The sequence below is a fragment of the Rothia sp. HMSC066G02 genome, assembly GCF_001813145.1.
Classification (GTDB): Bacteria; Actinomycetota; Actinomycetes; order Actinomycetales; family Micrococcaceae; genus Rothia.
In genome coordinates, this window is the sequence record NZ_KV811595.1 from 222,423 (window position 1) to 236,584 (window position 14,162).

Annotated in this window: 10 protein-coding genes; 2 read left to right on the top strand and 8 right to left on the bottom strand. The window is 62.9% G+C overall.

Translation table 11 applies throughout. The annotated features are described in order from the left end of the window. Positions 1-21: 21 nt before the first annotated feature. Both HMPREF2894_RS08960 and HMPREF2894_RS06720 read left to right on the top strand, forming a co-directional pair. The gene (locus tag HMPREF2894_RS08960) at positions 22-273 is read left to right on the top strand and encodes a toxin HicA (RefSeq protein WP_083309920.1); all 252 of its coding nucleotides are present in this window, start codon (positions 22-24) and stop codon (positions 271-273) included. Then, positions 266-610 (top strand): type II toxin-antitoxin system HicB family antitoxin, encoded by a 345-nt coding sequence (locus HMPREF2894_RS06720; protein WP_070635253.1) that lies wholly within the window; start codon positions 266-268, stop codon positions 608-610. The genes HMPREF2894_RS08960 and HMPREF2894_RS06720 overlap by 8 nt, the downstream gene beginning before the upstream one ends. Before the next feature lie 138 nt (positions 611-748). On the opposite strand, the gene HMPREF2894_RS06725 is transcribed toward HMPREF2894_RS06720, so the two are convergent. The 8 genes from HMPREF2894_RS06725 to HMPREF2894_RS06760 form a co-directional block, all read right to left on the bottom strand. Next, entirely contained in the window at positions 749-3,370 is a 2,622-nt protein-coding gene (locus HMPREF2894_RS06725) for a TerD family protein (RefSeq protein WP_070678427.1), read from the bottom strand. A gap of 504 nt (positions 3,371-3,874) precedes the next feature. After that, positions 3,875-6,838, bottom strand: coding sequence for an endonuclease (locus HMPREF2894_RS06730; RefSeq protein ID WP_070678430.1), 2,964 nt, complete (start codon positions 6,836-6,838; stop codon positions 3,875-3,877). Positions 6,839-6,916: 78 nt separating this feature from the next. After that, complete coding sequence (locus tag HMPREF2894_RS06735) at positions 6,917-9,682, bottom strand: DUF6493 family protein (protein ID WP_070678433.1); 2,766 nt, start codon at positions 9,680-9,682, stop codon at positions 6,917-6,919. A gap of 69 nt (positions 9,683-9,751) precedes the next feature. Beyond that, positions 9,752-11,161, bottom strand: a complete 1,410-nt coding sequence (locus HMPREF2894_RS06740; RefSeq protein ID WP_070593254.1) for an SWIM zinc finger family protein — start codon at positions 11,159-11,161, stop codon at positions 9,752-9,754. A gap of 169 nt (positions 11,162-11,330) precedes the next feature. Beyond that, positions 11,331-11,588: a preprotein translocase subunit SecG gene (gene secG / locus HMPREF2894_RS06745; RefSeq protein ID WP_049334137.1), complete on the bottom strand. Its 258-nt coding sequence runs from the start codon at positions 11,586-11,588 to the stop codon at positions 11,331-11,333. Between the two features lie 108 nt (positions 11,589-11,696). Further along, on the bottom strand, positions 11,697-12,161 hold the full coding sequence (locus HMPREF2894_RS06750) for a hypothetical protein (RefSeq protein ID WP_049342829.1): 465 nt from the start codon (positions 12,159-12,161) through the stop codon (positions 11,697-11,699). 271 nt (positions 12,162-12,432) lie between these two features. Then, on the bottom strand, positions 12,433-13,209 hold the full coding sequence (tpiA, locus tag HMPREF2894_RS06755) for a triose-phosphate isomerase (RefSeq protein ID WP_005509126.1): 777 nt from the start codon (positions 13,207-13,209) through the stop codon (positions 12,433-12,435). A gap of 244 nt (positions 13,210-13,453) precedes the next feature. Continuing rightward, positions 13,454-14,011, bottom strand: a complete 558-nt coding sequence (locus tag HMPREF2894_RS06760; RefSeq protein WP_070635262.1) for a hypothetical protein — start codon at positions 14,009-14,011, stop codon at positions 13,454-13,456. Between the last annotated feature and the right edge of the window lie 151 nt (positions 14,012-14,162).

A 14,162-nucleotide genomic window follows, 5' to 3' on the forward strand; every position in this document is an offset into this window, starting at 1 on the left:
CTAGAAGTGGTACCATAAAGTATGCCGAGTATTGAAGATTTAGTCGCGAAGATGGCTACCAGCCCTCAAAACGTTACTTTCACTCAACTTCAAAAGGTATGCACCCATTTCTTTGGAGCGCCGCGTATCCGCGGATCTCACCACTACTACAGCACGCCCTGGCATGGTGACCCTATTGTCAACATTCAACAGGGAAACTCTGGTAAAGCAAAGAAATACCAAGTCAAGCAGGCTCTAGCAGCCATTCGAAAACTGGAGAATAACGATGACTAATACTCTCCCCCGCCAAGAGCTCTACACCTACCGCGTCGAGTGGTCTGAAGACGACCAGGAATTCGTCGGAACCGTAGCCGAATTCCCCAGCCTCTCATACCTGGCCCCAACCTCTACCGAGGCATTCGCGGGTATTCGAGAAGTCGTCGCCGATACCCTTGAGATTCTTGAAGAAGATGGCCGCGAGGCACCCGAACCGTTCTCTCTGCGTTCCTTCTCAGGACGATTCAACTTGCGTGTTTCACCGCAATTGCATCGTCGTCTGGTTCAGCAGGCAGCGCTTTCTCACCAGAGCCTGAACCAGTACGTGAGCCAACAGCTCGAAGCGGTCGCCTAAGTAAGCCTGTACATCTTCATCATCCAACGAAGATTCCAAAATGTTATGACATGACAAAAGAGTGGAGCCCCGGATAGTTTCGACTATCCGGGGCTCCACTCTTGCTACGCCCGCCTACTGTTCAGCAGCGGCAGGATTCTACCCATCCTGTTCCTGCGGCTCCTGTTCCTGGGCCTCCTCCGCTTCGCTCTCGAAGCCCACGTACAGTGCCGCCAGCGACGGAACCGTCGCCTCCAGCACCTGCTGCGCCTCCTCGGGGCTCGGGGTGAGCTTCGCGCCGGTCAGCTGCAGGTACTCGCGCACCGTCATGGGCTGCGCCCAGTCAAAGTGCTCACGCACGGCGGTGATGTTCGCGCCAGACTGCAACACGTTAATACCGTGGGCAAGACCGATATCCGTCACCTTCACGATGGCGTCGGTCTCCTCCGGGATGTCGTACGGGTCGCGGTTCTGCAGATCCACGATGAACGGCAGCACACCGCGGCTCTCAGCGCGCAAGGTGAACTTGGTGTGCACCTGGCTCACCTCGTGCACCTCGCCCACGCCCACGGCGGGCACCACCATGAAGCCCGCCTGCAGGTCGTTCACCGCGGCCAGGGTGTGTGCCTCCCCGAAGCCGGAGTACAGCTGCACCACCGGCACGAGGTAGCACACCTCCGCCTTGAGCGCCTTGCGAGCCTCAATGTCGATGTACTCCCAGGCGCCGCCGGTACCGTCGGTAATGTCGCCGGAGTGGTGCGCGTAGATGGCGCCCTGGCTGTTCTTCACGGTCTGCGACCAGTAGCTGATCTTGTCCATGTAGTTGCCTTCGGCGTCGAACATCATCAGCGACAGGTCAATGTCCACGCCCTCATCCCAGAAGCAGAAGAGGCGGATCACGCCGGTGGGCGGCAGGTGCACCGTCGAGGTGTTGTAGCGGCCCATGCCGTCCAGGGAGGGGCGGGCGCTGCGGGTGTTCAGCGGCATGATCGTATCACCCACCTGCTCGGGCAGGTAGATGCTGGTCTCGGCAAGACGGCCGGACAGGCCAATCTCGACCAGACGCTCCAGCAGATCCAGCACCGCCGGGCTGTACTCGCGCGCCGGAATCATGGTGGCGATACCGGTCTTGGACAGGTTCATGCGCTGCGGGGCGGCAGGCTGAGCCTTCTGAGTGGAAGCCGCGACACGCTGAGTGTTTCGCGGGCTCTCGGGAACAGAGGTGTGCGGGTTAGACAGGCCGGCGTTACGGTCAAAGAACGAGCCCAGCGGGTTCGGGATGCCCGCGTTCTGCATGAGGTTCTGAACCCTCGCGACACCCTCCGGATTGCGGCGCGCGTAGTCAGCGAGCTCCCGGTCCTCCTGCACCGCCACCGGGTTGGCGGGGCGCTCCTTCGGCGGGTTCGCGAGCGCATTACGCTGCAGGGTCACCAGGTTGCGGATCTGCACCAGGATGGGCGCGGAAACGCGTGGCGCCACGGCGGCAAACGCGTCAAAGATGACCTGCTGGCCGGGGCTCGGCGCGGTGTCGATGCCGTAGCGCGGAGCCTCGAAAGCATCCAGGGCGCGCACCAGCTGGCGCGCAAACACGCCGGGGCGGGTAGAGAGCAGACGTGCCACGTTCTGCGCATCCCGGGTTGCGTAGGCGCGGTCCACCAGCGATTCGAAGCTGTACACTTCGCCGCGGTACAGGTCGTCAGCCCAGCGGCTCAGCGCGGTCAGTGACGGGTAGTCGCCGGGGTGAATCGCCTTGACGAGGCGCTTGTACATTTCGGCGGCGGGTGCGCTGTCGTAGCGGGCACCGACCGGGTCAGCCTCCAGTACCCGGTTGAGCAGGTGCGCGATGCGGGTGCGTTCGCTACGACGCAGCTTCAGGCGCGGCGCGATGCTCAGGCTCAGGTCCCCCACCGTGCCGTTGTAACGCAGGCGCGAGTAGGCGGCGGCGAGGGCGAGCGCCTCCTTCATGGTGCGTAGGTGCTCAGCGTCTTCGGGGTGCAGGCAGGCGGCGATGAACACGCGGTTTTCGCGGCTGGTGTTCTCCGGTCGGGCAGCCGGCAGCGCGTCATGCTGGGCGAGGAAACGGCGCAACGCCACCAGGTCGCGCTGGTCGGTCTGGTTGTACGCCTGCTGCTGACCGAGCAGCTGCTGGTAGAGGGCACCCGCCATGATCAGGGCGTTCTGCACGCCGCTGACCATCTGCAGGGGTCGGCGGTTGCGTTCCATACTGGTGAAGTTGGAGCGGCTCATCGGCTGCTGCCACTCGTAGGGCACGTAGTTCTCGGGCAGGCCGCCAAGGATTCGCTCGGTGCCGTCCGGGTTGTAGTACGGGTTGGAGAGGTAGTGCATGATCTGCTCGGTGTAGCGCTGCTCGTCGGTGAGCGTCAGGGCGCGCAGATCAAAGTCGCGGCGGAACACGCGGCCGGGACGGTAGCCGTATTCGTAGGACCAGATGGTTGCGAACAGGGCAAATTCGTTGGCGCTGGCGTTCAGCGCCTGGGCGAGGGACTCAGGGCTGAGGGTCAGACCGCAATTGCTCAGGACGGATACTCGCCCCAGGTCGGTGTCGAATGCGCCGGAGTGGTGCAGGTCGTTAATGCTCGAGTAGTTCGAGCGGTAGTAGGGGCCGTACAGGTCGGTGAAGACGTACACGCCGTAGCGGCGCATCAGGATGAGGCGCACGAGGGGGCTGAGGCCCTCGGGCGCTTCGCCGTGAAGGTAGGCGGATTCGTTGAGGTAGGGTGATTCCTGCAGGTAGGGGGATGCGTCGTAGGGGGTAGTCACGGGTCGTCCTTTCCGTTGGTCTCACCCGACTGTCACCGTCGGTGGTGTGTCTATGTTCTTATCGTAGCGGCGTGGGCGCGGGTTGTCGCGGGGTTTGGTCATCGGTGACCTGCGGGGGTACATATTCGCGGGGTAACAGGCGGTTACGTATCGCGGAGCCTGGGCGGCACTTATCCGTTGCTTGTTGATCGGTCGCTTGCTGATCTGTTGGCCGCTTATCTGTCAGCCGCGTGGGAACTGGGTTAAAAGAAAAAATGGCGGGAAGCGAAGAATCCGATAAATATAGGAAAGATATTTCAGAAAGTAGGACTCTTCATGATCCGCCATTACCTATAGAGTACTCCCGCCCCGCGACGGTGGTCAAGCCGTTTCGTCACGGGGCGGTAACACGGGGCGGTGAGTGGGGTTGGGTGCACGAGGTTGGGCACACAGGGTTGCACGCGTAGGGGTGCAGTTACGGCGGCGCAGTTACGGGGTACTCCCCTATGACTCCCCTACCTTGAGCTACCCTTCAGCACCTGCCGGTGAGGTGCCTTCACCCGAGCTGTCCCCGCTCGAGGTTTCTCCACCCAGCAGGGTGAGCGCGGCTTTGCGGGCGGCAAGCGCCTCCTCAGTCACGCGCGGGGTCACCGCAACCAGGGCGCGCAGGCTCTTCGCCAGCACCGTGGAGCCCTTCATTTTCGGCTCCAGTTCGGCGGGGATTTCAACCGGCGTGCCGTACAGTTCGGCAAGCTCCACCGCCAGGCGCACATAGTCGCCGCCCTTCGTCAACCCGCCAACCATCGGCAGCAGCAGGCGCAGAACCTGCAGCACACGCCAACCCGCCAGAACACCGATAGACGACACCTCACGCAGGGTCGCCACCAGGCGGTTAGGAAGAACCATCCCGTCCTCCAGAGCCCACTTCAGGGTCTCTGCGAAGGTGGATGTATCCAGCAAGCCCGCCTCAAAGAGCGCCGCGATGGCTTCTGCCGCCGCCAGACGGTACTCGGGGTTCTTCGCGCTCGCCACGTAACCGAGCAGGGTGCAGGAGGGGGCGCCCACCTGCACGGTGGACTCCCTCAGCGCGCGCATGAGCACGGGGACGGGGTTTACGGTCTTCTCCTCAACGCACTGCGAAGCGGCAAACAGGAAGTATGCCGAAAGCAGGTCCGGGTTGTTCTGAAGCAGCCAGGACGCCCACTCGGTGAGCGCCGGGAGGAAGTCACCCAGCCAGCTGTCAACTCTGTCGAGATTCAGCAGATACACGAAGGGGATCAAGGCGGTGTTAAGAGCTTCGTAGGCGATGGCTTCCTTGGGGCTCATGCCAGCGGTTGCGTGGCTCAGCGCCTCGCGAGCCTCATCCGCGGTATCCGCAATGTCGCCCTTGACCTGCCACATGGGCTGGTACTTCACGAATTCCTCAACGTTAAAGTTTTCGAAGCCTGCCTCGCGGAGACGACCCGACCTGCTGGCCTCCTGGTATTCCCAGACTCGATCATTGTCGAGACCGCGGTTGAAGCCGCTCCAGGGCATATCCATGCCAGAAACAGTGCGATAAGTCCAGTCACTGTAGGTCAGCTGGCGGGCGGGTAGTGGTGCGCTCAGCAGGCGCACTGTACGACCATCCGTGTGGTACTCTCCCCCGGCGGCGACGGCACGCATCTGCTCGCGGAAGATCTCGTAGAGGTCACGGTAACCCTTCAACGGCTTGTAGTCAGCATTCCAGAGATGGTGTTTATTCTGAATAGTCAGACGTATCATCTCTTCCTTGCCCAGGAGCGCGTTACTCGGGCGGGCTCGTGCAACCATCTCACTACGGTCGGAATACTGCAGGAGCGGCGTCAGCTCGGGTAGCTCCCACGACTCGTATCCCGCGGCCTCGGCGTTAGCTTCCAACACGGCGCAGAGCGCAGGCATGTACGCGACGTTGTTGTAGTAATATTCGCTGGCGATCTTGCGCAGGGTACGAAGCTGCTGCTGATCCGCCGGCGCCAGCTTGTCGGTCGCGGCAAAGTGGTAGAGACGTGCCAGGTTCTCTCCTCGGGTGCTGGGAGATTCGTCCCCGGTAATTCGACCCGAGGTGGTGTTCGACTCTTCCGTAATGAGGGTGCAGAACTCTTCCAAATTTGCGATGGATGCGACGGGTTCTCGGTGCTCAACGCCGGGCAACAGCACCGGCGGTACCTCTATGGAAGCGCCCGCCGCCTCCGCCGCCTCCGCCTGGGGCAGGCGGTCTTCGGGCAGGCAGGCTTCCGCGGCACCGCGCAGTTCCAGGGGTAGCACCTCGTAGGCTTCGAGGACGCGGTCAGCAACATAGTTGGCGAGCGCCACCTGCTCGGCGGTTTGCGCCTTCTTACGCTTGGCTTTACTCAAACCAGCGTACTGGGTGGCGATGAGCTTGAGCAGGCGCAGGGCGCCGCGCTGAATCTTCTTTTCGGTGCGGTAGAGGTTCGCGCCGAGTGCGTCGATGAGCTGTTCCAGGTCAAGCTGTTCGAGGGGTTGCAGATCGGGGGTCTTCTGCAGGGCGGCGGGTGCGCAGGCTTTGAGCACGTTCTGCAGCATGGTCTGAGCGAATCCGACGGAGGCACTGGGCTCTGCGGTGAGGACAGCCATGAGCTGCCCGAAGCGTGCCCGGTTTTCTGCGTCGGTGGGCTGCAGGTCGGTGTAGACGGAGTGGAACGCAGCCGAGTTGAAGGCACTGAAATCGCTGGTCAGGCCGCGCAGCAGGGCGTCCAGAATCTCGTCGCGAATGTCGAAGTATTCGCCCATGAGGCGGCACAGTTCCGCGCTTTCACCCATGTAGTTGCCGTAGCCCTTGAAGAGCACCCCCTCGGTGCGGAAGACCGCCCAGAACTCCTGGTCGAGCAGGGTCATGTCACGGGTGAAGAAGGTTTTGAGCTGGGCGTGGTTGCTGGCGCTGTCCTTCTTCACGCAGGGCAGGGCCTCGTGCAGGAAAAGGACCAGGTATTCGGGGGCATCGCAGCTCAGATTGCGGGCGCGAAGCAGCGTGTAGCAGGTTTCCCAAATTTTCTTCGAGCGCGTCCAAGAGTTCGGCAGGCCCTCAATAAAACGCAGAATCCACTCCTCGGGGCGTTCAGAAGCGCCGAGCAGGAACGCGTCAATCAGCCGCTGGTCGGGTTTACCTTCCCAGAGAAGGGTGCGCATGGTTCGTCCGGCGGAGCGGTGGTATTCCCACGGGTCACCGTCGGGGGTGCGCACGAGCGCCCCAGCAACGTAGGCGGCAAGCGGGGTGCGGTTAATGTGGTCGCTACCGATCACGCTCTTGGGGGTGAGGGTTCGGGCGAGGGAGGCGCGCTCCTCCTCGGTGGAGCCGCTGATGACGGCGTGGTATTCCTGCACGTCAGTTGATTCTGCCGCCATGAGTGCTTTGAGGGCGGCGCGGCGCTCTTCGAGGGTGCGCTCACCTGCGTTGTGCTCACCGGCGCTGCATTCGTTAGGGTTATGCGGCTGGGCGGTATCAGTCATTGGTACCTGCTTTCAGAGTTGATGGTGAATGGTCGTGAAAAGTTGAACGGAAGTGTCGAATGAGGGCTGGTTGAGCGGTTAGCCCTGCACCTGGTTGAGGATATTCCGGGCGTACCGCGCCTTCTGCGAAGAACCAGTCAGCGTACCCAACCAGGCACGCAGCGACTCATCCACGAGCTCCGCACGGGTGGCAGGGTCGAGAGTCGCCAGCGCCTGGCTGAAAGCACCCAGTAGCTTGCCGAGCGAGTTCGCCCCGGTATCCAGGTGCGGTATGAGGCGCGCGAAGAAGCGCACCGCCGCCCGCGCATCCAGCTGGGCGAAGTCGGTGAGGGCGAGCGCCCAACGGTTCAGCATCGCCAGCGGCACAAAGTTCACGAAGCCTGCCGTGGCGTCCTCAAGGCTGAGCTGGTCGTCCAGCACGCGGTGCATGATTTCCACGGCGAGGGAACGAATCTCGACGCGCTGCTCCGAGAAGCCCGCGGCAAACACGAACGCGCAGGCGGGACCCCACACGCCGGGGTGCGCCGCCAACGCCAAATACAGGCTTCGGTCGAAGGCGCTGTGATCCAAGATGTACCAGTTGCTACTGGCGCAGTAGAAAGCCAGCGGTTCTGCCCGCGAGGGGTAGAGCAGGGCGTACTGTCCTTCTTCGCTGTGGTGGGCGGTGGCGAGGCCGCGGAAAGCATTCAGCTCGGGGGTGGAAGCACCGTGCGCCACCCCGTTCAGCTGAAGGCCCCAGCTTTTCTCCCTCTGGGATACCGTGATGGATTCCAGGTAGGGGTTGACGCGCCCGGTGGCGAGGGTGCCGTCGAGGGCGGAGCGGAGCACGCGAATCTGGGTAGGAGCAGAGCGCGGAGCGTCTTCCTCAGCGTTCTTCACGTATTGCTCTTCGAGGCTTTCAAGCAGAGTCAGCGCCTCAGCTCGGCGGCTCTGTGCATCCTGTCGCTGCTCGTCGGTAGCGTACGGAGGCAGCACCTCCGGCACACGCACACGCAGTAGCGCCGCCGTGAAATCCTGGCGCAGGATGGGGGCTCCATCAGCCAGGTTCTTGGCGTACCGGCGCACCAGGGTATCCGGATGCACCCACCCGCCGAACAGTTCGGGGGTGGCGAGCGGGGTGTAGCTCTGCCTGCTCTGTAGCACGCCGAGGGAATCCTTGAATCCGGTGCTGAAGAACGTGGCGTGGCGGGAGTACATGGTGTGCAGGTTCGGCACCGTACCGGGGTCTTCCTTCGGGGTCATCTCCGATGCCTTCGGGCGCTCACGCAGCTTCCCGGCGGCGGCAAGAACCGTCAAGTGCGCGCGCATGTCGAACCATGTCAAACCCCAGTGGTTCAGCTTTTTCAGGCAGAGGGACACAAGCTGTTCGAGCAGTTTGGGGCTCTGCGCGGTGCCTTCGGCGCTGAGCAGGTAGGCGGTGAGCAGTTCCAGTTCCAGCTCGCATCCGGCGTGCGTTTCGGGCTGGTCTGCTTCGCTGAGAGTGTCGGGGGTGGCGCAGGGCGCGACATGATGGTGCAGGAGCGCGCGGGCGCGTTCTTGCACGTCGGATGCGGTAATGGCGCGCACGGGGGTGTCCCAGTACCGGTGGATTGCGGTGCGGGAGGCGGCGAGCGCCTCCGCGGCGGCGGCCTCAATGTCAGCGGCTTCAGTGAGGGCGGCGCTGTCCTCGCCGCTCCCCCGGCTATTCTCCGGGCTGTACCCATCTTCGAGGAGCGGCGAACCCTGAATCTGCGCCACAACCAGCGGATCCAGCTGGGAGCGGTAGTCGCGGTAGAGTTCGCGGGCACGCTCGGCAAACACGACAGCGTCGGCGCTCGCGTTGTCTGCGGCGCCCGCCTGCACCCATTCTTCGAGGTGGTTGAGGGCGGCGGCTTGAACCTGCGCGTGGGTGTGGCTGAGCGCCATGACTACAGCGTCTTCGCAGGCGGCAGCATCGAGGGTGCCCGCCCGGTACAGCGCCTGGAGCATGGTCAGGATTTTGAGTGCGTTTGCTTTGGTTCCGGCGCATACGGCGGGTGCCGCGTAGGCGAAGGCGGTAGCATCCAGCGCCTGCGGGTTTTTGCTCCAGAGGCGGTGAATATGCTGCACACCAAGGGTTACGCTCGGACCGATGGGTGAGGAGAAAAGCGTCAGAAATTCGCTCTGACGTGCCTCGATTTCTTCGGCGGTGAGTTTGAGCCCGGTGACCAGGCGTGAGAACCAGCCGACCCGGTACGCCGGAAAGTCGCTCATGAGGGAGCTCAGGAGCGCATCAATCAGGCGGTCACGGCTAATCAGCCCGGTTTCGGTGGCTTCGATGAGGGCGCAGGACCAGCCGGGGTTGTTGACCTTCTGCCCGGGCTTGTAAGAGTCTCGCTGGGTGAGGGATACGTCCCGGTTACCTTCGACGGCGAGCATGCCCCAGATGAGCTCTTCGCGGAGCTGTTCGTCCTCGCGCAGCAGCGGGAGGATCAGCTCGCGGTCGCAGTTAATGAGGGCGGTGTAGTATTCCTCGTTGTGTTCGAGGCGCGCCCCGCCGTAGAGCTCAGCTAGGCGCATGGCAACGCCTCCGGTGAACCAGCCGAACTCTGCGTAGGCTTTAACGCGGTCCTGCGTGACGGTTCCGGGCGTGTTTTTACCGAGCTGGGAGCCGTAGGGGGTGGTGGTGATGTCGAAGTACTGCCAGCGGCGGTAAATCTCTTCGAGGGTACCGCCGACCGCCAGGATATTGGCGAGATTGCGGTTGAAGTGCATGATGTCGCTCCAGGTTTTCTGCTGCCTGGTGAGCGGGTGAATGACTTCGCCGGGGAGCGGCTCAGTGATGACCCCTTCGGGGAAGGTGTGCGTTTCGGGGCGTTTGCTCATGGTGGTCTTTCGGGTGGAAGCTGAGGCGAGCTTTTGGGGCGTCGTCTTTTAGTGCGGTGCGTGGTGTGTCTAGCCGGCGGCGTGTTCGCGGTAAAGAATGCTGACCGCCAGGGCGTGCTTGCAGGGGCCGCGCGTACCGCGGTACTTCAACCACCAGGGGCAGGAGCAGAGGTACCCCTCCACGGCGTACGGGTTGGCGGGTAGCACCACGGTGTACATGTTCGCGCCGCTGCGCACACTGTACTCACCGGTGCCGTGTTCCCCCGCCCCGACCCGCTCAATGGCGCCGGAGTCGGCAAGCTTTTTCGCGCCGACCAGGCGCGGGTGCATGGCGGTCAGTGCCTCCGGATGCACGGGCAGCGGGCGGTGGAAATACTCGCCAGCGTGCACGTCAAAACCAACCTGACCGGAGGAAGCCAGCAGGGCGAGGGCGTCGCGGGTTGCCGCCTCATCCAGGCCGGCGCGGGCAGACATGACGGGCACGTCAATGCGCGGCTCGAAGGAAAGCAGCACGCTGAGCATGTCAGCGTTCTGGGCGGTGTTCGGGTTAGACAGCGCCTGCAGCACGGATCCCTCACCGGAGAACCCGCGTGACTTTTCAGGGCTCAAACCAATGCTCAGGCGTGCGCCGGGCAGATGCGCCACCCACACGCTGGGCACGGGCGCGTTACCGGCGCTCACGGGCTCACTGTACGCGTCCAGGCGCTGAATGTGGCGGATGAGCGGCTCAAGCACGCGCAGACGCTCGGGGCCCGCCACGCATACGGATCCGGCGGTGGCGCGGGTGGCAAGCCGCAGGGAACGCACCGCACGGGTCGCCCACAGGACCGCCTTGGTACTGGAGTTACGCGGCAGGGAGTGGATGAAGGTTCGGGCGGCGGCAGCGTCCAGGCTGTGCACCGGGCTCATGCGGGATGAGAGCATCTGCGTTTCTGCAAAGCCTTTGAGCCAGCGGATGGGCAGCGGCACTTTTTCTTCCATGACGGAGCCGTCAAGGGTGGTGGTGAGCAGCCCGTCGTCGCCGACGTTCAGGTGGATGGGCTCCCCTGCTCTGAGGGAGGCAAGCGCGGCACGCAGGGGCGGGTTGACGTCTACGTTGGTGACGCCTACGGCGCTGTGGCTTGCGTCGAGTGCGCTGGAGTCAACGTCGAGGCGCGCGTACACTCCGCAGCAGGCGCTGAAGGATTCGAAGCGTAGGCCTTCGGCGGTGCTGGTGACGACGGGGTCTGCGGCGCGTAGGGCTCCGGCGAGGGAGCTGGGCGGCACGTAGAAGCGGGTGCGGGCGACCCTGGCGACGACCAGTAGTGCGGTGGCGTAGACGTCTGCTCGTTCGAGGAACCCGGAGAAGAAGTACGGGTGAGCGGCGGCACCTTCGGGGGTGCTACCGCCGCTGGTGGCGAGGCTGAGCGCGCGGGAGTCGGCGCCGTCGATGAGGGCTGACGGGGCGGTGTACGTGTAGTCGAGGGTGTAGACGCTCATGGCTTCTTTGCCTTTCGTATGTGGTGTATACGTCCTATCATGCCGTAAAGATTCGCACCCCGCTACCGCTTTCGTCATTGCCGTTTGGTGCATAAAAAATCCCCGACATTCTCGGTTGAGAAGTGCCGGGGAGAAGCTCTATCCGTTCACCCGTGAAGGTGGGTTCAGGCTAGACGACGATCTGGCCGTTGAAGCGCAGGGCCAGGCCGTACAGGACCACTGCGATAACCCAGATGACGATTACGGTCACGGTCAGGCGAATCAGGTTCTTCGACGCCATACCGGAGGAGTTCAGGGAGTTGGTCATACCGCCACCGAACATGTCGGAGAGGCCGCCGCCCTGACCGCGGTTGAGCAGCACGAGCAGCACTGCAATCACGCTGGTGATGGCAATAATGACCATGAGTACGTTCATGATGACGTCCATGGGGACCTTCCTGTAGTCATTCTTCGGGCGGGGTCTGCGGCTTTCGCATTGCAGACAGACGGTTTAACTATACGCTACCGTCGCCGTCCGGTCACGTTGATTAGGTTTTTAGGCGGCGCGGTTAGTGCGGCGCTGGTACTCGCTGGGGGTCAGCTGCAGGGCCGCGGGCCGGTCGGTGAGCACGCGCTGGGCGGTGAGCTCATCGCCTTCAGTGTCGTAGGCGCGCACGTACCCGCCGTCGATGAGGTAGTAGGTGAATTGTTGCGCGGCCGCCCAGTAGGCGCCTCCTCCGGCGTAGAAGCCCTGGTCTACCCAGTCGCGCAGGGTGAGGGTCACGGGAATTTCGGGAGAGGAGGTGCGGCTGTAGAGCCAATCAAGGAATTCGTCTCGGCGGCTCTCGAAGTACTGGTATTCGGGCGAGGGCTCCCTGTACTCTTCGCCGCCCGCGTAGCCGAGGTTGCCGCCGTCATTGCCGGGCAGGCGCGGGGCGCTGACCCTGCGGTTGCGGATGTAGAGGAAGAGCATCGTGCCGATGAGGCCTGCGATGATGAGGGAGAATCCGAAGCTGAACATGCCGTTAAGTGTACGGGGCGAACCGTGCGGCGGGCACGTTCCGGATGGGTTTTGCGCCGAGGGGCGAACACCCCCGGCATCTTGCCCGCCGGCCGCGCATAGCCGGTTAGTGGGACTCCCCTGAGCGCAACTCCCCGCCACTTTGCTACCGAAGCTTACAGACTTACGGAGACGCACCCGTAAAGAAGCGCGGTTAAAAGGCGCGGCGCCCGGTCGGGTGGGTACCCGCCGGGCGCTGTAACGCTATGAGACGCTGTGGTGCGTCGGGGTTTTATGCGTCGAAGCGTGCGATTGCTGCGAATTCGTCAGCCTGCAGGGATGCGCCGCCGACGAGCACGCCGTCCACATCTTCCTTGCCCATGATGGAGGGTGCGGAGGAGGACTTGACGGAGCCGCCGTAGAGAACGCGGACCTTCTCTGCAACGTCTGCGGAGTAGAGCTTAGCGATTTCTGCGCGGATTGCTGCGGACATTTCCTGTGCGTCGTCTGCGGTTGCGACCTTGCCGGTGCCGATTGCCCAGACGGGCTCGTATGCGATGACGAGGGTTTCTGCCTGCTCTGCGGTCAGACCTGCGATGGAGCCGCGCAGCTGCTCGAGGGTGTACTCGACGTGGGTGCCTGCTTCACGGATTTCGAGGGGCTCACCGACGCAGAGGACGGGGGTCAGGCCGTGCTTGTATGCTGCCTGGACCTTTGCTGCGCACAGCTCGTCGCTTTCGTGGTGGTAGGTGCGGCGCTCAGAGTGGCCGACGAGCACGAAGGTTGCGCCGAGCTTGGAGAGGAATGCGCCGGAGATTTCGCCGGTGTATGCGCCGGAGTCGTGGACGGAGAGGTCCTGGCCGCCGTAGAGGATGTCCAGCTTATCGCCCTCGACGAGGGTCTGCACGGAGCGGATGTCGGTGAAGGGCGGGAAGACGGCTACTTCGGTTGCGGAGAAGTTGAAGTTTGCGTCGTCGAGGGTCCATGCGAGCTTCTGGACGAGGGTGACTGCCTCTGCGTGGTTGAGGTTCATCTTCCAGTTGCCTGCGATGAGGGGCTTACGCGACATAGTTCGCTCCTTAGCTTTCCCGCGCGGTATACCGGGCGGGGTTGTTGTTCGGAATTTTCCTTTTCTATTTTAGAGGGTTGGCGGCATATTTTCACTGGTTCGGCGTGGTTTTATGCTTTGCGTTGACTATTCTCACCCCGCGCTCGCTGATCGTGTGGAACCCCGGATACGAAGTACCGGCAGGGTGGAGCTTAGGGGGCTCTACCCTGCCGGTATTCTGCCGGTGGTGTTTGTCTACGGTGTGTTAGTACCTGCCGCCGTTGAGAGCGGACAGCAGAAAAGAAAAGGTAATGGCGATAATGATTGCTTCGAGTGCCATCACTCGTGCGCATAAGCCGAGGGACTGTGCCCAGGGCATCTTACGGGTGGCGATTGCTTCGGTAATCCAGGTGACGAGTGCACAGTATGCGAAGGCGATACACACCCAGATAATGATGCTCGCAATAATCAGCAGGGGCGCGTTAGGCCCTGTCGTGTACGTCAGGTATAGCGACATTAGAGGTATCCCGCCGATAGACACTCCAAGGGGAACCGCAACCAGGAGGCAGATAAGCGAGTAGAGGCCCATGCGCTTAGGCTCTGCGGGCGCGGGTGCTACCGCCTCGGCGGGAGCTGCGGATGCGGTGCTTGCTAGAGCCGGGTCATGCTCGGGGCTTTGGAGGGCGGTTGCGGTAGGTACTGCAGTAGCTTCTACCGTGGTGCTTTCTGTGGCATTGTTCTGCGCAGTATTCTCCGGCAAGGGGCTGCCCTGCATGGTGCTAGCCTGCGCGGGCGCGCTGGGGTTCTGGGGTGACTGTTCCATATGTCTCCTAGTGTGGTTGGTGTGGTTATCGGTGATGTCGTGCGGTTACCGGGAAGGTGGGATCTTATACCTCTAGCCCTTCGAGGGAGAATCCCGGAGGGTACAGCGGCGTGGCGTCCTTATCGTCTTCCACCAGCACCCAGCGGCCGCG